General features: G+C 77.4%; 16 protein-coding genes. 12 read left to right on the top strand and 4 right to left on the bottom strand.

The genetic code is table 11. The features are described from left to right. Nucleotides 1–16: 16 nt before the first annotated feature. Nucleotides 17–595, top strand: a complete 579-nt coding sequence (locus tag C0216_RS10250; RefSeq protein WP_114054969.1) for an adenylosuccinate lyase — start codon at nucleotides 17–19, stop codon at nucleotides 593–595. 100 nt (nucleotides 596–695) lie between these two features. Here C0216_RS10250 and C0216_RS10255 read toward each other — a convergent pair whose 3' ends face one another. Then, nucleotides 696–2,312 (bottom strand): alpha/beta hydrolase, encoded by a 1,617-nt coding sequence (locus tag C0216_RS10255; protein ID WP_114054970.1) that lies wholly within the window; start codon nucleotides 2,310–2,312, stop codon nucleotides 696–698. A 345-nt stretch (nucleotides 2,313–2,657) separates the two neighbouring features. On the opposite strand from C0216_RS10255, the gene C0216_RS10260 reads away from it, so the two are divergent. The 4 genes from C0216_RS10260 to C0216_RS10275 all read left to right on the top strand — a co-directional run bounded on the left by C0216_RS10260 (nucleotide 2,658) and on the right by C0216_RS10275 (nucleotide 7,620). Next, nucleotides 2,658–3,101 (top strand): SRPBCC family protein, encoded by a 444-nt coding sequence (locus C0216_RS10260; protein WP_114054971.1) that lies wholly within the window; start codon nucleotides 2,658–2,660, stop codon nucleotides 3,099–3,101. Between the two features lie 205 nt (nucleotides 3,102–3,306). After that, entirely contained in the window at nucleotides 3,307–4,140 is an 834-nt protein-coding gene (locus tag C0216_RS10265) for a M55 family metallopeptidase (RefSeq protein WP_114054972.1), read from the top strand. Further along, complete coding sequence (locus tag C0216_RS10270) at nucleotides 4,133–5,527, top strand: M20/M25/M40 family metallo-hydrolase (protein WP_428985415.1); 1,395 nt, start codon at nucleotides 4,133–4,135, stop codon at nucleotides 5,525–5,527. Before C0216_RS10265 ends, C0216_RS10270 begins: the two co-directional genes overlap by 8 nt. Continuing rightward, nucleotides 5,527–7,620, top strand: a complete 2,094-nt coding sequence (locus C0216_RS10275) for a prolyl oligopeptidase family serine peptidase (protein ID WP_114054974.1) — start codon at nucleotides 5,527–5,529, stop codon at nucleotides 7,618–7,620. The genes C0216_RS10270 and C0216_RS10275 overlap by 1 nt, the downstream gene beginning before the upstream one ends. Nucleotides 7,621–7,623: 3 nt before the next feature. On the opposite strand, the gene C0216_RS10280 is transcribed toward C0216_RS10275, so the two are convergent. Further along, nucleotides 7,624–8,334, bottom strand: coding sequence for a hypothetical protein (locus C0216_RS10280; RefSeq protein WP_246042443.1), 711 nt, complete (start codon nucleotides 8,332–8,334; stop codon nucleotides 7,624–7,626). Between the two features lie 34 nt (nucleotides 8,335–8,368). Here C0216_RS10280 and C0216_RS10285 point away from each other — a divergent pair, with 34 nt between their 5' ends. From C0216_RS10285 to C0216_RS10310, 5 genes are all read left to right on the top strand, one after another. Further along, complete coding sequence (locus C0216_RS10285) at nucleotides 8,369–9,031, top strand: GNAT family N-acetyltransferase (RefSeq protein ID WP_114054975.1); 663 nt, start codon at nucleotides 8,369–8,371, stop codon at nucleotides 9,029–9,031. Between the two features lie 4 nt (nucleotides 9,032–9,035). Then, nucleotides 9,036–9,947 carry an arginase family protein gene (locus C0216_RS10290; RefSeq protein ID WP_114054976.1) on the top strand — a complete coding sequence of 304 codons (912 nt, stop codon included), beginning with the start codon at nucleotides 9,036–9,038 and terminating at the stop codon, nucleotides 9,945–9,947. 295 nt (nucleotides 9,948–10,242) lie between these two features. Beyond that, nucleotides 10,243–10,815, top strand: a complete 573-nt coding sequence (locus C0216_RS10295) for a TIGR03086 family metal-binding protein (protein ID WP_114054977.1) — start codon at nucleotides 10,243–10,245, stop codon at nucleotides 10,813–10,815. A gap of 110 nt (nucleotides 10,816–10,925) precedes the next feature. Then, nucleotides 10,926–12,143 (top strand): aminotransferase class I/II-fold pyridoxal phosphate-dependent enzyme, encoded by a 1,218-nt coding sequence (locus tag C0216_RS10300; RefSeq protein WP_114058577.1) that lies wholly within the window; start codon nucleotides 10,926–10,928, stop codon nucleotides 12,141–12,143. 211 nt (nucleotides 12,144–12,354) lie between these two features. Continuing rightward, on the top strand, nucleotides 12,355–13,404 hold the full coding sequence (locus C0216_RS10310; RefSeq protein WP_114054979.1) for an MBL fold metallo-hydrolase: 1,050 nt from the start codon (nucleotides 12,355–12,357) through the stop codon (nucleotides 13,402–13,404). A gap of 67 nt (nucleotides 13,405–13,471) precedes the next feature. Here C0216_RS10310 and C0216_RS10315 read toward each other — a convergent pair whose 3' ends face one another. Then, nucleotides 13,472–14,125 carry a DedA family protein gene (locus tag C0216_RS10315; protein WP_246042446.1) on the bottom strand — a complete coding sequence of 218 codons (654 nt, stop codon included), beginning with the start codon at nucleotides 14,123–14,125 and terminating at the stop codon, nucleotides 13,472–13,474. Further along, a complete protein-coding gene (locus C0216_RS10320) occupies nucleotides 14,122–14,898 on the bottom strand; it encodes an MBL fold metallo-hydrolase (RefSeq protein ID WP_114054981.1) in 777 nt (258 codons plus the stop codon). Before C0216_RS10320 ends, C0216_RS10315 begins: the two co-directional genes overlap by 4 nt. Nucleotides 14,899–15,036: 138 nt before the next feature. Between C0216_RS10320 and C0216_RS10325 the strand changes: the two genes are divergently transcribed. After that, nucleotides 15,037–15,441 (top strand): hypothetical protein, encoded by a 405-nt coding sequence (locus C0216_RS10325; protein WP_114054982.1) that lies wholly within the window; start codon nucleotides 15,037–15,039, stop codon nucleotides 15,439–15,441. Nucleotides 15,442–15,670: 229 nt separating this feature from the next. Then, the gene (locus C0216_RS10330; protein WP_174250373.1) at nucleotides 15,671–17,803 is read left to right on the top strand and encodes a phage holin family protein; all 2,133 of its coding nucleotides are present in this window, start codon (nucleotides 15,671–15,673) and stop codon (nucleotides 17,801–17,803) included. The last annotated feature ends 27 nt before the right edge of the window (nucleotides 17,804–17,830 follow it).

The raw sequence follows: 17,830 nt of genomic DNA on the forward strand, positions 1-17,830 counted from the left end.
CCCCTAGGGTGTGCCGGTGACCTACGCACCGGACGCACAGGACTCACCGGACGTACTGGAACGCCTGCGGGCGGAAGCGGGGGGCTCCTCCCGCTACGGGGAGCTCCTCGCCGCCGGACCCGACGCCCTCGCGGCAGCCCTCACCGGCGCCGGCCTGCCCCTGTGGGCGCGGGAGCTCGCCGCCTACCGGCTCGGCCTCGCCCGCGACGCCCGCGCCTTCGAACCGCTGGTGCTGCTGCTGAACCACCGCGACCCGCCGCGCTGCGCGGCCGCCGCCCGCGCCCTCGCCGTCCTGGACGACCCGCGGACCGCCCGCGCGGCGGCCGCCCTCGCCACCAACGAGCTGCGCACCGCGTACGCCCTTCAGCCGGTCCGCCTGCTGACGGCGCTGCGCGCACCGGAGTCCGCGCCCGCCCTGATCCGCACCCTGTCCCGGCTGCTCTCCCCCCGCGACCCGTACTGGCGGGTGGCCCTCGCCTGTGTGGAGGGCCTCGGCGAACTGGCCGACGCGCGCGCCCGCGAGGTCCTCACCCGCGCCCAGGCCCACCCCCGCCTGGCGGTGGCCGCGACCCGGTCCCTGCGCGCGCTGCCCTGAACCGGCCCGGTGCGGCTCCTGCTCCTGCTCCTGCTCCGGCACGACGGCGAAGGCGCCGGGTGCCGTGGTCGTCACGGGTGCGATCGCCCCCGTCCGATGATCAGCTCCGGAAGCCCAGGAGGCCGTGGAGGACCGCCCCGCCCGCCGCCGGCGCCGCCTCGCGCGTACCGGCGGACGGCTGCGGCGCGGGCTGCGCGGCGCACGTGGCGTCCGCCGCGGCGCCCGTCCGCAGGTAGGCGGCCACCTTGTCGTCCAGGCAGGAGTTCCCGCCCATCGACACGCCGTGGTTGCCGCCGCCCGCCTCCACGACCAGCGCCGACCCCTTCAGCTTCTCCCGCATCGCCAGCGCGCCGCCGAACGGCGTCGCCGCGTCCTCGGTCGCCTGGAGCAGCAGCGCGGGCGGGAGGTCGGCGTTGGCCACGTCCGGGGCCTGGAGGGGCTCCGTCTTCCAGAACGCGCACGGGGCGTTGTACCAGGCGTTGTTCCAGGTCATGAAGGGGGCCTGGGCATGGGTGCGCCACATGTCGGCCCGCCACCGGTTCCAGTCCGACGGCCACGCCGAGTCGCGGCACTGCACCGCCGTGTAGACGCTGTAGCCGTTGCCCGCCGTCGGCGCGACCGCCCCGAACTTCTCGTACGCCGCCACCAGCGGGGCCGCGTCGCCGTCCGCCGCGTACTTCGAGAACGCCTCTGCGAGGACCGGCCAGTAGCCGTTGTAGTAGCCGCCCGGCATGTAGGTGTCCTCCAGTTCGGACGGCCCCACCTTGCCGCCCGCCGGCTCCGCGGCCAGCGCCGCGCGCATCGCGTACCAGCGCTCCTCCACCTCGTCCCGGTCGGTGCCGAGCCGGTAGACGGCGTCGTGGTCGGCGACCCAGCCCAGGAACGCCCGGTGGCGGGCGTCGAAGGCCCGGTCCTGCGCCAGGTTGTCCTCGTACCAGACCCCGTCCGGGTCGACGACCGAGTCCAGGACCATCCGGTGCACCCGGCCCGGGTGCAGCTTGGCGTACACCGCGCCCAGGTAGGTGCCGTACGAGTAGCCGAAGTAGCTGAGCTTCGGCGCGCCGAGCGCCGCGCGGATCGCCTCCATGTCCCGGGCCGCCGAGACCGTGTCGATGTACGGCAGGACGTCCCCGTGCCTGGCCTGGCAGGCCTCGGCGAAGGCCCGCACCCGGTCCAGGTTGGCCTGCTCGGCCTGCGCGGTGCGGGGGACGGAGTCCGGGCGTACGGGGTCGAAGTGCCCGGCGGCGCAGTCGAGGGCGGGCTCGCTGCGGCCGACGCCGCGCGGGTCGAAGCCGATCACGTCGTACTGGGCGGCGACGTCCTTGGGCAGGGCCGAGGCGATGTACGGGGCGAGGTTGCGGCCGCTGCCCCCCGGGCCGCCCGGGTTGACCAGCAGCGGTCCCTGGCTCTTGGCGGCGGTGTGCGGGACGCGCGTCAGCGCGAGCGTGATCCGGCGGCCCTGCGGGGCGGCGTGGTCGAGGGGGACCTGGAGGGAGGCGCACTGCAGGGACGGATACCGCGTGGTCCCGCACCCGGTCCACCGCAGCGCGGCCGGGGCGGCAGCCGGTGCGCCGGCGGCGGCGGGCATGGCGGCCCCGGCGGGTACGGCGGCCCCGGCCGGAGCCGCCGCCAGGGCGGCGGCCGCGGCGGTGCCGGTCGACAGCGCGAGGGCGATGCGCTTCGTCAGGGGGGTGCGCTTCTTCAACGGGTGCAGCATGGGGCCTCCCAGCCGAGTGTTCTGGGCGGAATCGTCCCGGAAACCCCGGCCGGGAAGCCGCTACTCAACGCCGGATTGGCCCGATGGGATGAGCCCCGCACGGCCGTCCGCGCTCACCCGGGCGCACGCTGCACGGGCCCCTCCGGCAAAGACCCCCTGCGAGGGCCCGGCGGCCCTGCCGCCGGCCACTGCGCCGGGCGCCCCGGGCCGGAGCACCGGGGGTGTCACGGAGGCAGGCGCTCCCGCCGTCGTGCGAGGTGGCGTTCGGGCCCCGATTTTGGGGCTTCCGGTCCGAGGTGGTTGGCTTGCGGCCGTCTAGGCAACACAACTGCTGGAGGAACAGGTATGGCGCAGGTCGAGGCCACCACGGAGCGGATCATCGCGGCCGACGCGGAGACCGTGTTCGACACGCTGGCCGACTACACCGGTACCCGGCGCAAGCTGCTGCCCGAGCACTTCAGCGAGTACGAGGTGCGCGAGGGCGGCGACGGCGAGGGGACCCTCGTCCACTGGAAGCTCCAGGCCACCAGCAAGCGCGTCCGCGACTGCCTGCTCGAGGTCACCGAGCCGACCGACGGACAGCTCGTGGAGAAGGACCGCAACTCCTCCATGGTCACCACCTGGACCGTCACCCCGGCCGGCGAGGGCAAGTCCAAGGCCGTGGTCACCACCGTCTGGAACGGCGCCGGCGGCATCGGCGGCTTCTTCGAGCGCACCTTCGCCCCCAAGGGCCTCGGCCGCATCTACGACACCGTCCTCGAGAACCTCGCGAACGAAGTCGAATCCTGAGCAAGGCCGTTGCGCCTCCGCCGGACGGCGACACCGCCCGGCGGCTCACCGGATCGGGTGGAATTCCCGCTGCGGACGAGCCGCCGGCCCGCGGGCGCGGTCCACGGCCCGCGGCAGCCCCGGAGGGCTAGGCTGGACGCCTGCGCGGGCGGGCGGGCCGCCCGGTCAGCCGGCGCCGCGCGCAGCCGACCGCCCAGGGGGTTCGATGAAGATCCTCGTCTCGGCCGACATGGAAGGCGCCACCGGCGTCACCTGGCCCGCCGACGTCCTGCCCGGCACTCCCCAGTGGGAGCGCTGCCGCCCGATGTTCACCTCCGACGTGAACGCGGCCGTCCTCGGCTTCCTCGACGGCGGGGCCGAGGAGGTCCTCGTCAACGAAGCCCACTGGACCATGCGGAACCTGCTCCTCGAACAGCTCGACGAGCGGGCCGAGATGCTCACCGGCCGCCACAAGTCCCTCTCCATGGTGGAGGGCGTCCAGCACGGCGACGTCGACGGCATCGCCTTCGTCGGCTACCACTGCGGCGCCGGCTCCGAGGGCGTCCTCGCCCACACCTACCTCGCCAACTCCCTCACCGGCGTCTGGCTCGACGGCGTCCGCGCCAGCGAGGGCCTGCTGAACGCCCACGTCGTCGCCGAGTTCGGCGTCCCCGTCGTCCTCGTCACCGGCGACGACCTGACCTGCGCCGACGCCGCCGGCTACGCCCCGGACGCGCTGACCGTCGCCGTCAAGGACCACGTCTCCCGGTACGCCGCCGTCTGCCGGACCCCCGCCCGCACCGCCGCCGACATCCGGGCCGCCGCCAAGGCCGCCGCCGCCCTCGCCGTGCGCCGCGACCCCGTCAGCCGCGGCCCCCACACCGTGGAGATGGAGTTCGACGCGGAGCACCTGGCGATGGCCGCCACCGTCGTCCCCGGCGTCGAGCGCACCGGCGAGCGCAGGGCCGCGTACACCAGTGGGACGATGTACGAGGGGATCCGCACCTTCAAGGCGGTCACGACGGTCGTCTCGGCGGCCGTGGAGGAGCAGTATGGCTGACATGCCCGCTGTCACCCCCCAGCGCCCGGCCGCGCACACCCCGCCCGCGGAGCCGCCGGCCGAGGAGTCCCCGGTCGACCGGACCGCCCTCGACGAGGCCGTCGCCTTCACCTCCGACCTCATCCGCATCGACACCTCCAACAGGGGAGGCGGCGACTGCCGCGAGCGCCCTGCCGCCGAGTACGTCGCCGAGCGCCTCGCCGCCGCCGGCCTGGAGCCCGTCCTGCTGGAGCGCACCCCGGGCCGTACCAACGTGGTGGCCCGCATCCCCGGCAGCGACCCTTCGGCCGACGCCCTCCTCGTCCACGGCCACCTCGACGTGGTGCCCGCCGACCCCGCCGAGTGGAGCACCGACCCCTTCTCGGGGGAGGTCCGCGACGGGGTCGTGTGGGGCCGCGGAGCCGTCGACATGAAGAACACCGACGCCATGGTCCTGGCCGTGGTGCGCGCCTGGGCCCGCGCCGGCGCCCGCCCGCGCCGGGACGTCGTCCTCGCGTACACCGCCGACGAGGAGGACAGCGCCGTCGACGGTGCGGGCTACCTCGCCGACCGGCATGCCGGCCTGTTCGAGGGCTGTACGGAGGGGCTCGGCGAGTCCGGGGCGTTCACCGTGCACAACGGCCCCCGCCAGCCCCTCTACCCGATCGCGGCCGGCGAGCGCGGCACCGCCTGGCTGAAGCTGACGGCCCGGGGCACGGCCGGGCACGGCTCGAAGCCGAACCACGCCAACGCCGTCAGCCGGCTCGCCGCGGCCGTCGCCAGGATCGGCGAGCACACCTGGCCCGTCCGCCTCACCGACACCGTCGCCGCCTGCATCACCGAACTCGCCGCCCTCCAGGGCCTCCACGTCGACCCGCGCGCCCGCGGCACCGACCTCGACGGGCTGCTGCCCAAGCTCGGCCCGGCCGCGGCGCTCGTCGAAGGGACGCTGCGCAACAGCGCCAACCCGACGATGCTCAGCGCCGGCTACAAGGTCAACGTCATCCCCGGCACCGCCACCGCGTACGTCGACGGACGGACACTGCCCGGCGGCGAGGAGGAGTTCCTCGCCACCCTGAACGAGCTGACCGGGCCCGACGTCGAGTGGGAGTTCCACCACCGTACGGACGCCCTGCAGGCACCGGTCGACAGCCGGACGTTCGCCGTCCTGCGCGAGTCCGTCGAGTGCTTCGCCCCCGACGGCCGCGTCGTCCCCTTCTGCATGGCCGGCGGCACCGACGCCAAGCAGTTCTCCCGCCTCGGCATCACCGGCTACGGCTTCTCCCCGCTCAGACTCCCGCCCGGCTTCGACTACTGGTCCCTCTTCCACGGCGTGGACGAGCGGGTCCCGGTCGACGCCCTGCACTTCGGCGTCCGCGTCCTCGACCACGCGTTGCGGACCCTGTGATGGACGCCGCCCGGGAAGACCCCCCGGCCGCGGCCCCGCACGCCGCCGCCCCCCACCCCGCCGACCCGCCGCCCGCCGCGATCCGGGAGCAGCCGTACGGCAGCTGGCCCTCACCCATCGGCGCCGCCCTCGCCGCCTCCCTCGACGGCCGCCCCGAATACCTCGGCACCATCGGCGCCGAGGTCTGGTGGACCGAGCCGCGCCCCGCCGAAGGCGGCCGCCGCACCCTGGTCCGGCGCCCCGCCGACGGCGGCCCGCCCCGCCCGGCCCTGCCCGCCCCGTGGAACGTCCGCAGCGCGTTCACCGAGTACGGCGGCCGCCCCTGGGCGGGCACCGAGCGGCCCCGCGGCGGGCCGCTCCTCGTCTTCGTCCACTTCGCCGACCAGCGCATGTACGCGTACGAGCCCGACGCGCCCGGCGGCCCCGCCCCCCGCCCCCTCACCCCGCCGTCCCCGCCCGGCCGCCCCCTGCGCTGGGCCGACCCGGTCCTGCGCGGCGGCGAGGCCTGGTGCGTCCTGGAGGAGTTCACCGGGCCCGCGCCCACCGACGTCCGCCGCGTCCTGGCCGCCGTACCGCTGGACGGGTCGGCGGCCGAGGACCGCTCCCGCGTACGGGAGCTCACCGACGACCGGCACCGCTTCAGCACCGGGCCGCGCCTGTCCCCCGACGGCCGGCATGCGGTCCGGCTCGTCTGGGACCACCCCCGCATGCCGTGGGACGGCACCGAGGCCGAACTCTCCCGGATCACCGCGGACGGCACCCTCGCCGATCCGCGCACCGTCCTCGGCGGCCCGGACGAGGCCGTCGCCCAGGCCGACTGGGCGCAGGACGGCACCCTCCTCGCGGTCAGCGACCGCAGCGGCTGGTGGAACCCGTACCGCGTCGACCCCGAGACCGGCGAGGCCGTGAACCTGTGCCCGCGGGAGGAGGAGTTCGGGGGCGCGCTGTGGCGGCCGGGGCTGAACTGGCTCGTCCCGCTGCCCGGGGCCGGAACCCGCACCGACGGCCCCGCGGGCGGCCTCGTCGCCGTCCTGCACGGGCTGGGCTCCAGCGTCCTCGGCGTGCTGGACCCCGACACCGGGGACCTCGTCGACGCCGCCGGGCCGTGGACCGCCTGGCAGCCGACGCTCGCCGCGCACGGCGACCTCGTCTACGGGGTCGCGGCCAGCCCCCGCACCGCCTACGAGGTGGTCGAGCTCGACACCCGGACCGGGCACGCCCGGGTGGTGGGCGCGCAGGCCCCCGCCCCCGTGGACCCGGCGTACTACCCGGAGCCGCAGACCCGCACCTTCCTCGGCCCGGACGACCGGGAGATCCACGCGCACGTCTACCCGCCCCACCATCCCGCCCGGCGCGCCCCCGCCGACGAGCTGCCGCCGTACGCGGTGTGGGCGCACGGAGGGCCCACCGAGCACGTCCCGCCCGTCCTCGACCTGCACATCGCCTACTTCACCTCCCGCGGCATCGGCGTCGTCGAGGTCAACTACGGGGGCTCCACCGGTTACGGGCGCGCCTACCGGGAGCGGCTGCGCGAGCAGTGGGGCGTGGTCGACGTGGAGGACTGCGCGGCCGTGGCCCGGGCGCTCGCCGACGAGGGGACCGCGGACCCGGCCCGCCTCGCCATCCGCGGCGGCAGCGCGGGCGGCTGGACGGCCGCGGCCTCGCTGGCCTCGACGTCCCTGTACGCCTGCGCGGCGATCCGCTACCCGGTCCTGGACCTGCGCGGCTTCGCCGAGGAGACCCACGACCTGGAGTCCCGCTACGTCGAGGGGCTGGCCGGGCCGCCGCAGACCCTCGCCGTGATCTGCCGGGAGCGCTCGCCCGTCGCCCGCGCCGACCGGATCACCGCCCCCTTCGTGCTGCTCCAGGGGCTGGACGACGCGGTGTGCCCGCCCGCGCAGGCCGAGCGGCTGCTGGCGGCGCTGCGCGGCCGGTCCGTGCCGCACGCGTACCTGGCCTTCGCGGGCGAGGGGCACGGGTTCCGCCGGGCGGAGACGATGGTCCGCGCACTGGAGGCGGAACTCTCCCTGTATGCGCAGGTGTTCGGCATCGAGCGGACGGACGTGCCGCGGCTGCGGCTGGAGACGGCCTAGGCCCTAAGCGGAGGCGTGCAGCCAGACGCGCAGGCCGCCCAGCGGGGCGAAGCCGTGTCGGGCGGCCGTCTCCAGATCCTCCCCGGCCTCGTAGCCGACGACGGGCAGGCCGGGCCACAGGGCGGAGATCCGGTCGAGGGCGCCCGACCAGGCCTCGTCGGCGGGAACGTCCCCGGCCGTGAACACGTTGGAGATGCCGACCACTCCGGCGGCCGTGTTGGCGGCGGCCCCGGCGGCGATCCGGCCGTCGCCGGTCCGGCCCGCCAGGAAGGCGATCCCGGCCGTGAGCAGCCCGGGGCGGAAGAGGCCGGCGGACTGCCCGCCTCCCCAGGCGGCCTCCCACCGCGCCAGTCCGGCGGGAGTGCCGACCCGCGACCAGTGCAGGGAGCCGGGGTGGGCGGGCGGCCCGGCCGGGCGGTGGATCCACTGCGCCTCGAACAGCACCTCGAAGCCGGCCGGGGCCAGGTCGAGCGCCGCAAAGGAGTCCTTGACCGAGCAGCCGGGCGCGGCGGAGTCGACGGCCGCGGTCAGCGCCGCGGCCGAGGCGCCGCGGGTCAGGGTGACGGCGTCCGGATAGTACGGCGGGGTGCGGTGCGGGCTGGTCCAGGCGTCGGCCGTGAAGGTGCCGCCGGGGCAGACCGCGGCGCACCACTCGGCGTTGTTGCGCACCGCGGCTTCCAGCAGCCCGCCGCCGGCGTGGGAGTCGGTGGTCACCGTGTGATCCTGCCATGGCGCATAGGCTGGGGCGATGTCCTTTCCCCCGTACCTCGCCGAAGGAGACAGGGTCGCACTGCGCCCCTTCCGGGCCGCCGACGGACCCGAGTTCACCGCCCGGGTACGCGAGAGCCGCGGGCTGCACCACCCGTGGCTGTCCCCGCCGGACACGCTGGAGGCGTACGGGCCGTACGCGGCCCGGCTGTCCGGCGGCGGTGACGGCGGCGGGCGGGCGGGCTTCCTGGTGTGCGAGCGGGCGACCGGCGCCATCGCCGGCTTCGTCAACGTCAACAACATCGTCCGCGGCGCCTTCCAGTGCGGGGCCCTGGGATACGGGGCGTTCGCGCACGCCGCGGGGCGCGGACTGCTCGGCGAGGGCCTCGACCTGGTCCTCGCCCACGCCTTCGCCCCCCTCGCGGGCGGCGGCGACCGGGCAGGCGCCCACACCGGCGCGGCCGCCCAGGCTGCCCCGGCCGCCGGGGCCGGGGCCGGGCTCGGACTGCACCGCCTGGAGGCCAACATCCAGCCCGGCAACACGGCCTCCATCGGCCTCGTCCGCAGCCGCGGCTTCCGGCTGGAGGGCCTCTCCCCGGACTTCCTCTTCGTCGACGGCGCCTGGCGCGACCACGAGCGCTGGGCGATCACGGCCGAGGCCGCGGGGGCCTCTGGCCGGGGCGGCCGCCATGGCGCAGGATGATCCCATGCGAAGCCTCGTCCTGCTCGACGCACCCTCCAACCTCGGCCTGCGGCCGCCCGTTCCGGGCACCGTGCCCGGCGTGTACAAGCTGGCCGGAGCCCTGCGCGAACAGGGCCTGCTGAGCCGGCTCGGCGCCCGCGAGGGCGGCGTCGTCGTACCGCCCCGCTACGACCGGGGCGACTGGCGGGAAGGCGACGGCGTCTTCCACGCCGGGCCGCTCGCCGCGTACACCGCCACCCTCGCCGACCGCATCGAGAAGCACCTCACGGCCGGCGAGTTCCCGATCGTCCTCGGCGGCGACTGCTCGATCCAGCTCGGCGCCTCACTGGCCCTGCGCCGCCTCGGCCGGTACGGGCTGGCCGCCATCGACGGCTCGGCCGACTTCCGCCACCCCGGCAACGAGGCCGCCAACGGGCCCGTCGGCGCCGCCGGCGGCGAGGAACTCGCCCTGGCCACCGGCCGCGGCCAGGCCGACCTCACCGACCTGGAGGGCCGCGGCCCCTACCTGCGCGAGGAGGACGTCCGCCTCTTCGGGCTCCGCGACGGCGACCCCGACCTCCCCGAACTGCGCGCCGCCGGCATCCGCACCGCCACCGTCGGCGACATCCGCGCCCGCGGCGCCGCCGCCACGGCCCGGGCGGCGCTGGACGGACTCCACCCGCCCGTCACCGCCGGCTTCTGGGTGCACCTCGACGCCGACGTCCTCGACCCCTCGGTGATGCCCGCCGTCGACAGCCCCGACCCCGGCGGCCTGTTCCCCGCCGAACTGGCCGAATTGCTGCGGGTGTTGATCGGATCCCCGCGCTGCGTCGGGCTCAACGTCACCATCTACGACCCGGACCTGGACCCCGACGGCCGGGCCGGCGCGCTCCTCGCGGACCTCGTCGTCGGGGCGTTCGCGCAGCAGTCCGGCTGACGGCCGCAGCGGCCGCGTCCACTGCCTGTCGAGCGGAACACCGGAGCCGCCGGCCACAGGCGGCCCGGGACGGGGCGTTCCCGTACGCGGGCCTCCGCGTCCGCAACCCGCACGAGCGCCCCGCATCCGTGGCGTACGGGCCGCTCTCCGCGGCCCCGGAGGCGGTCCGCGGGCCGGACTGGGCACCCGCCTTGCGGGACGCGGATCCCGGCATGCGGACGCGGTGTGGCAGGCCGCACCGGGGGCGAGGAGAGTGGGCCCCGGGGCGTCGGGCCGCGTCGGAGGCGGTGGGAGCATGCCGGAGCCACTCCTCGAACAGCACGCAGAGGCGCTCCGGCTGTTCGGATCGCGGGTCCGCGCCGTGGCGCCCGGCCAGTGGGGCCTTCCGACCCCCTGCGCCGAGTGGACGGTGCGCGACCTCGTCAACCACGTCACCGCCGAGCAGCTGTGGGTGCCGCCGCTGGTCACCGAGGGCTGCACCGTCGCCGAGGTCGGCGACCGCTTCGCCGGCGACATCCTCGGCGACGACCCCGCCGCCGCCTGGGACCGGGCCGCGCGGGCAGCCCACACGGCCTTCGCCTCCCCCTGGGCGCTGGAGCGCATCGTCTCCCTCTCCTACGGCCCCTCGAAGGCCGCCGCGTACTGCGCGGAGCTCACCGCGGACTGCGTCGTGCACGCCTGGGACCTCGCGCGGGCCGTCGGCGCCGACGACCGCCTGCCCGCCGGGCTGGTCCGGTTCGCCCTCGACGAGATCACCCCGTACGCCGACGGGCTCGCCGCCGCGGGCATGTACGGCCCGCCGCTGGTGCCCCCGCCCGGCGCCGACGACCAGACCCGCCTCCTCGCCCTCACCGGCCGCGCCGCATGAGTGCGCCGGGTGCCCTCCCACAACAGGCGCATCCCTGCGAACGACCGTATAAAGGGCAGGGTCGAGCGGCGCGGCCTACGCGACGGGGAAGGCAGGGCGAGGTGGCCGGGATGCAGCGCACCGCGGAGGGCCGGGGCCCGGTCCGGTTCGGGCCGCCCGCGCCGGAGCCCGGCCTGCCGGTCCTGCCCGGGCTCACCGAGGCCCTCGCCACGGCCGCGAGCCGCTCGGACCCCGAACCCCCCGGCGGCGCCCTGCCCCTGCTGGAGGCGGCCGCCCGGCACTGGCAGCGGCGGGGCCTGCCCACCGCCGCCGACGAGGTCGCCGCCGGGCCCGGCGCGCCCGCCCTGCTGCTGGCGCTGCTCGGCGCGCACGGCGGGGACGTGCTCCTGCCGCGGCCCTGCCCCGCCTGGTGGACCCCGCAGATCCGGCTGCTGGGACGCCGCGCCTACCACGTGCAGACCCCGGCCGAGTGCGGCGGCGTACCGGACCCGTACGCGCTGCTGGAGACGGTGCGCCGGGTGCGGGCGGAGGGCGGCGACCCTCGGGTGCTGCTGCTGTCCGTCGCCGACGACCCGACCGCGACCGTGCCGCCGCCCGAGCTGCTGCGGGAGGCCTGCGAGGCCGCCGCCTCCGCCGGGCTGTTCGTCGTCAGCGACGAGACCTGGCGCGACACCGTGCACGTCCCGTACCGCACCCTCGTCCTGAACCCCGCGGAGATGCTGCCCGGCGGGGCCGCCGTCCTGCTGGACCTGTCCGGCGCCCTGCTGCCCGCCGGGTGGCCCGCCGCCGTCGCCCGCCTTCCCGGCACGCCGCACGGCACCCGGCTGCGGGCCCAAACCCTCGACGTGCTCGCCGCGACGGGCGCGCTCGTCGCCGGGCCCGTCGCCGCCGCGGCCGCGCTCGCCCTGGACGAGCCGGCCGCCGTCGCCGACCGGGCCCGCCGGGCCGCCGCCCTGCACGGTGCGGTCGCCGGCGCCGTCCACCGCACCCTCCTCGCTGCCGGGGCCTTCGCCCGGCCCCCGCAGGCCGGCCGGCACGTCTACGCCGACCTGGACCCGCTGCGCGCCGGCCTCGCCCGGCACGGCATCCGCGACGCGATGGAGCTGGAGGACTGGCTCGGCGCCCGGCTCGGCACCCCCACCCCGGGCGGGCAACGCTTCGCCGACGACCTGGGCTCGCTGCGGGTCCGCCTCTCCACCGGCCCCCTGCTCGGTGCCACCCCGGGGGAGCGCCTCGCGGCCCTCACCGTCCGCGACCCGCTCGCCCTGCCGTCCATACGCGCCTCCCTGGACCACCTCGGCACGGTCCTGGCCGGGCTGGCGCCATGACGGCCCCCGGCCCACACCCCGCGCCCCCGGCCCGCACCCCGCGCCCCCGGTCCGCCCGCCGCGGAACCCCGGGCCGCGGGCCCCGGCACCCGCCCCCGGCACCCGGCCGCGCACCCGGTGCCGAGCCCGCCGCCGACGCCGACGCCCTGACCGCATCCCGCACCGCCGACCGCCACGACGAGCCCGATCCGCCGTGAACGGAGACTCCCTGATGAGGGATCAGACCAGCGCCCCCGCCGCCGCCCCGCGCCGCCCGCCGCAGCCCCCGGGCACCGCTCCCCGCCCGGGATCCCGCCCCGCCCCGCGCCCCCTCGGCGAGCGCCGCCTCTGGCCCCGCTCCTTCGCCGACCGGCTCACCACCCCGATGCCCGGCCTGCGCGCCTACGCCCGCCTCGCCCGCGAGGGCGCCTTCCGGCCCGGCCCCGACGGACTGCGCGGCATCCCCGACCTGCCCTGTGCGCCGGCCCCGCTGCCCGTCCTGGCGCCCGGCACCTCCTGCGTCACCTGGGCCGGCCACGCCAGCTGGGTGGTGCGGACCGGCGGCCTGACCGTGCTCACCGACCCCGTCTGGTCGCGCCGGATCCTCGCCACACCCGCCCGGATGACGCCGGTCGGCGTCCCCTGGGAGGACCTCCCGCCGGTCGACGCCGTGGTCATCAGCCACAACCACTACGACCACCTCGACGCCCCCACCCTGCGCCGGCTGCCCCGGCACACCCCGCTCTTCGTCCCCGCCGGGCTCGGCCGCTGGTGCCGCCGCCGCGGCTTCGCCCGCGTCACCGAGCTCGACTGGTGGGAGGCCGCCGAACTGGACGGCGTGCGCTTCGACTTCGTCCCGGCCCACCACTGGTCCAAGCGCACCCTGCTCGACACCTGCCGCAGCCTGTGGGGCGGCTGGATCCTCACCGACACCCGCTCGCCGGCCCCGCACAGGCTCTACTTCGCCGGGGACACCGGCTACGGCCACTGGTTCGCCGAGATCGGCCGCCGCCACCCCGGCATCGACCTGGCCCTGCTGCCGATCGGCGCCTACGCCCCGCGCTGGTGGCTGCGCGACGTCCACGCCGACCCCGAGGAGGCCGTCCAGGCCTGCATCGACGTCGGGGCCCGGCGCATGGCGCCCATGCACTGGGGCACGTTCGTGCTCTCCGCCGAGCCGGTCACGGAGCCGCTGGAGCGGGTCCGGGCCGCCTGGGACCGCGCCGGCCTCTCCCGCGATGACCTGTGGGACCTGCCGATCGGCGCGTCCCGCTGCTGGTGACCCGCCCCGTACGCGCCTCTCCGTACGCCCGCCCCCGTACGCCCGCCCCGCGGCGGCCACGGCGCGGTCACCCCGCGCCCACGCCCCGCAGCCGCCGCCACAGCCCCGGTGCCGCGCCCGCCAGCAGGGCCAGGACCACCGCCGCCACCACGCCCTGCCAGGGCTCCGCGAACAGCGACCCGCCGAGGATCCCGATCAGCCCGTACGCCGCCGCCCACGCCGCGCACGCGGGCGCGTCCCCGCGCGCGAACCGGCGCAGCGGCCACTGCGCCAGCAGGCACGCGGCCATCACGGGGATCCGGCCGGCCGGCACCAGCCGGGACACCACCAGCACCTGCACCCCGTGCCGCTCCAGGCCCGCCCGCGCCTGCTCCAGCCGCTCCGGCGCGGTCCGCGCCCGCAGCCGCTCCAGCCCCCGCGACCCGCCCGGCGACCGCACCCCGCGCCCACCCAGCCAGTACAGGGTGAGGTCCCCCGCGAACGCGGCCAGCGCGGCCACACCCACCACCAGCAGCACCCCCAGCGGCGGCGACGCCCGGTGGAACGCCACGACCGCCGCCGAACTCACCAGCGCCCCGGTCGGCACCACCGGAACCAGCGCGCCCACCGCCACCAGCAGGAACAGCGCCGGATAGCCGACCGCCTGCTCGGCGGTCTCCGCCGGCACCCCGCCCGCCGCCCACGCCCAGCCCCCGGCCGCCGCCACCGCGACGCCCCTCACGGGAACCGCACCCGCTCGCCGTGGCCCGGCACCCGCACCGCCGACCCCGGCGCCGCCCGCCCCGCCAGCCGGGCGAACTCCTGCCCCGGCGCGTGGAACTCGTGCGGCCGCACCGCGTCCATCCCGATCGGCCAGTACGTCCCGTAGTGCACCGGCACCGCCGCGGCCGGCGCCAGCGCCGCCAGCGCCCGCGCCGCACCCGCCGCGTTCAGGTGCCCCGGCCCGAGGTACGGGCCCCAGCCGCCCACCGGCAGCAGTGCCACGTCGACCGGCCCCACCTCCCCGGCCATCGCGGCGAACAGGCCCGTGTCCCCGGCGAAGTACGTCCGCCCGGCACCCTCCACCACGAAGCCCAGCGCCCGCACCCGCTGCGGCCCCCACGGCATCCGCCGCCCGTCGTGCCGCGCGCTGACCGCCCGCACCCGCACCCCCTGCCCGACCCCGACGACGTCCCCCGGCACCGCCTCCACCACGGCCAGCCCGCGCACCCCGGCCAGCCGCGCCAGCCCCGGCACCGCCCGCAGCGCACCCCGCGGCACCACCAGGCGGGTGCCGGGCGCGAGCCGGGCCAGGGACGGCAGGTGCAGGTGGTCGGCGTGCAGGTGCGACACGACCGCCACGTCCGCCACGGCCGCCTCGGGCGGCGGCAGCACCCCGCGCCGCCGCCGCAGGTGCGCCAGCCGCGGCGCGAACAGCGGGTCCGTCAGCACGCGCACCCCGGAATCCTCCACCGTGCAGGCGGCATGCCCCCACCAGGTGATCTCCACCGGCACCGGCCTCCCCGTCGCAGTCGCAGGCCTCCGAACCGAGACTAAGCCCGCCACCCGGAGCCTGCCCCCGGCACGGCGCCCGCCAACCCGGCCCCGCAGCCCCCTCCTCCGCGGCCGCGGATCGGAGTAGGGTCGGGCGGCATGGATGAGCTGCGCGTGGCCGCGATCGCCAGCCTGGCCCCGCTTGAGGAACTCGACACGGACCCCTTCGCGGTCGACACCCGGAGCCAGCACGCCATGTGCGCCCGCTGGGCCGCCGACCAGGGGTACGTCGTCACCAAGGAGTTCCTCGTCTACGGACTGCGCGCCGACCACTGCGGCCTGTGGAGCGACGTGGAGGCGGGCCGGGTCGACCTGTTCGTCGCCCCCAACCGCCGCGTGCTCGCCCGGGCCCTGCGCTCCGTGGAGGAGTTCACCGCCGAGTGCCGCAGGCGCGGCGTCCGGTGGGAGACCGCCGGGCTCGACGAGCCGCAGTACACCCCGGCGATGAAGGCGGAGGTGCACCGCCGGCTGTCGATGCCGACCGCCGGCTACGACGGCACCTGACGCCCCGGGCACCCGCCGTACGCCCCGCGCCCCGCGCCCGCCGCACGCCCGCCGCACACCCTGCCCCGCCCCGCACCGCGCCCGCGTCCGCGCCCCGCGCACCCCCGCGCGGCCGCCGTCCGCTCCCGCCCGCCTGCCGCCAACGGGCCGCTCCCGCCCCGCCTGTGCGACGCTGGAGGCGGCGCCGGGGCGCGCGGCGCCGGCCGGGGGAGACACGAGGCGGTGCGGCGTGCGGCGAGGACGGTGGCGGACGGCGGGCGGCGCCGCGGTGCGCGTGCTCACCGTGTGGGCGGTCTCCACCCTGACGATGCTCGTCCTGGCCGGGATCCTGCCGGACTTCCGGCTGCAGTCCGGCGACGGCGCCAGCATCACACAGGCCGGCCTCGCCGCGGCCTGGGGCGCGGGCGCCTTCGGCCTCCTGAGCGCCCTCGTGTGGCCCCTGCTCGTACGGGCCCTGCTGCTCGTACCGGCCCTCGTCCTCGGCCTGCTCGTTTTCTTCCTCAACGGCTCCCTGCTGCTGATGGCGCTCAGCCTGGTCCCCTCCGGGCAGGGCCGGGCCGCCCCCGAGACCGCCGTCGTCGTCGCGGCCGCCATGTCCGCCGTCGCCTCCGCCACCTCCACCGCCCTCGCGGTCCGCGACGACGAGGCCTACCGCAGGCGCCTGTACCGGCTCGCCGCCCGGCGCCGCCGGCAGCGCCGGGCGGCCGCGCCCGGCCGCGAGCCGCCGCCGGGCCTGGTCTTCCTCCAGCTCGACGGGGTCGGGTACGAGGTGCTGCGCGAGGCCGCCGGGAACGGCACCATGCCGACGGCCGCGTCCTGGCTGGAGACCGGCCACCGCGTCATGCCCTGGCGCACCGACTGGTCCAGCCAGACCGGCGCCAGCCAGCTCGGCATCCTGCACGGCACCACCTTCGACGTGCCGGCATTCCGCTGGTACGAGAAGGACACCGGCGAGGTGATGGTCTGCAACCGGCCCACCAGCGCCGCGGAGCTCCAGCGCCGGGCCGTCGCCCGCACCGGCGACGCCGGCCTGCTCGCCGTCGACGGGGCCAGCCGGGGCAACCTGTTCAGCGGCGGCGCCGACCAACTCGCGCTGGTGCTCTCGGTGTCGGCCCGCCGCGGCCGCGCCAACCGCTCCCGCGCCGGCTACTTCGCGTACTTCTCCGACCCGGCCAACGCCGTCCGCACCGCGCTGTCCTTCACCGCCGAAGTCGGGCGGGAGATCGGCCAGTCGGTGCGGGCCAGGCTGCGCGGCGACCGGCCGCGGGTGTCCCGGGGCGGCCTGTACCCGCTGATCCGGGCGTTCGCGACCGTCGTCGAGCGGGACGTCGTCGTGGCCGCCGTCATCGGCGACATGCTCGCCGGCCGGGCCGCCGTCTACGCCGACCTCGTCGCCTACGACGAGGTCGCCCACCACTCGGGCCCGCGCGGCCGCGACACCGACCGGGTCCTGGCCCGGCTCGACCGCAGCCTGGCCCTCGTCGCGCGCGTCGCCGAGCACGCCCCGCGCGCCTACCGGATCGTGCTGCTGTCCGACCACGGGCAGAGCCCGGGGGAGACCTTCCTCGGCCGTTACGGCCTCACCGTGAAGGATCTGGTCCGGGCCGGCTGCGGACTGCCCGTCTCCCGCCGGGCGGGCGGCACCCCGAGCGGCGCCGAGGCCCGCGCCGCCGTCCTCGCGGCCCTGCACCGGCCCGTCGAGGAGGGCGAGGAGGCCCACCCGCGGCCCGGCCGCACCGACCCCGTCGTCCTGGCCTCCGGGAACCTTGCGGTGATCTCCTTCCCGGACGTGCCCGGCCGGGCCACCCGGGAGTGGATCGAGCGCGCCCACCCCGCCCTGCTGCCGACCCTCGCCAACCACCCCGGCATCGGCTTCCTGCTGGTCGACGGCCACGTCCTGGGCCCCGGGGGCGCCTGCGCCCCCTTGTCCGACCCTGCCGCGGCGCAGGAGCTGCTCGCCGCGTACGGGCCGGGCGCGGCCGCGGCGGTCGCCCGTACCGACGCCTTCCCGCACGTCCCCGACATCATGGTCAACTCGGCGTACGACCCGGCCACCGGGCAGGTCCACGCCTTCGAGGAGCAGATCGGCTCGCACGGCGGCCTGGGCGGGGAGCAGGGGCACGCCTTCCTGATGTGGCCGGCCGACCTGCCCGGACCGGAGCCGGGCCTGGTCGGCGCCGAGGCCGTGCACCGCGTCCTGCGGGGCTGGCTGCGCGAGGCGGACGGGCCGCAGGTCCCGGTCGGGCCGGGCGGGCGGGCGGAAGCGGAGCCGGCAATGCCGCCGAAGGATCCGCGGCCGCGGCCCGCACCCGGCGGAATGTTTCCTTCCGCAGGGGTGCCCGTACAGGACGAAAGCCGTTGATTTGGCGGCCCGGGCGGCGTACCGGAG

The organism is Streptomyces globosus, assembly GCF_003325375.1.
Classification (GTDB): Bacteria; Actinomycetota; Actinomycetes; order Streptomycetales; family Streptomycetaceae; genus Streptomyces; species Streptomyces globosus_A.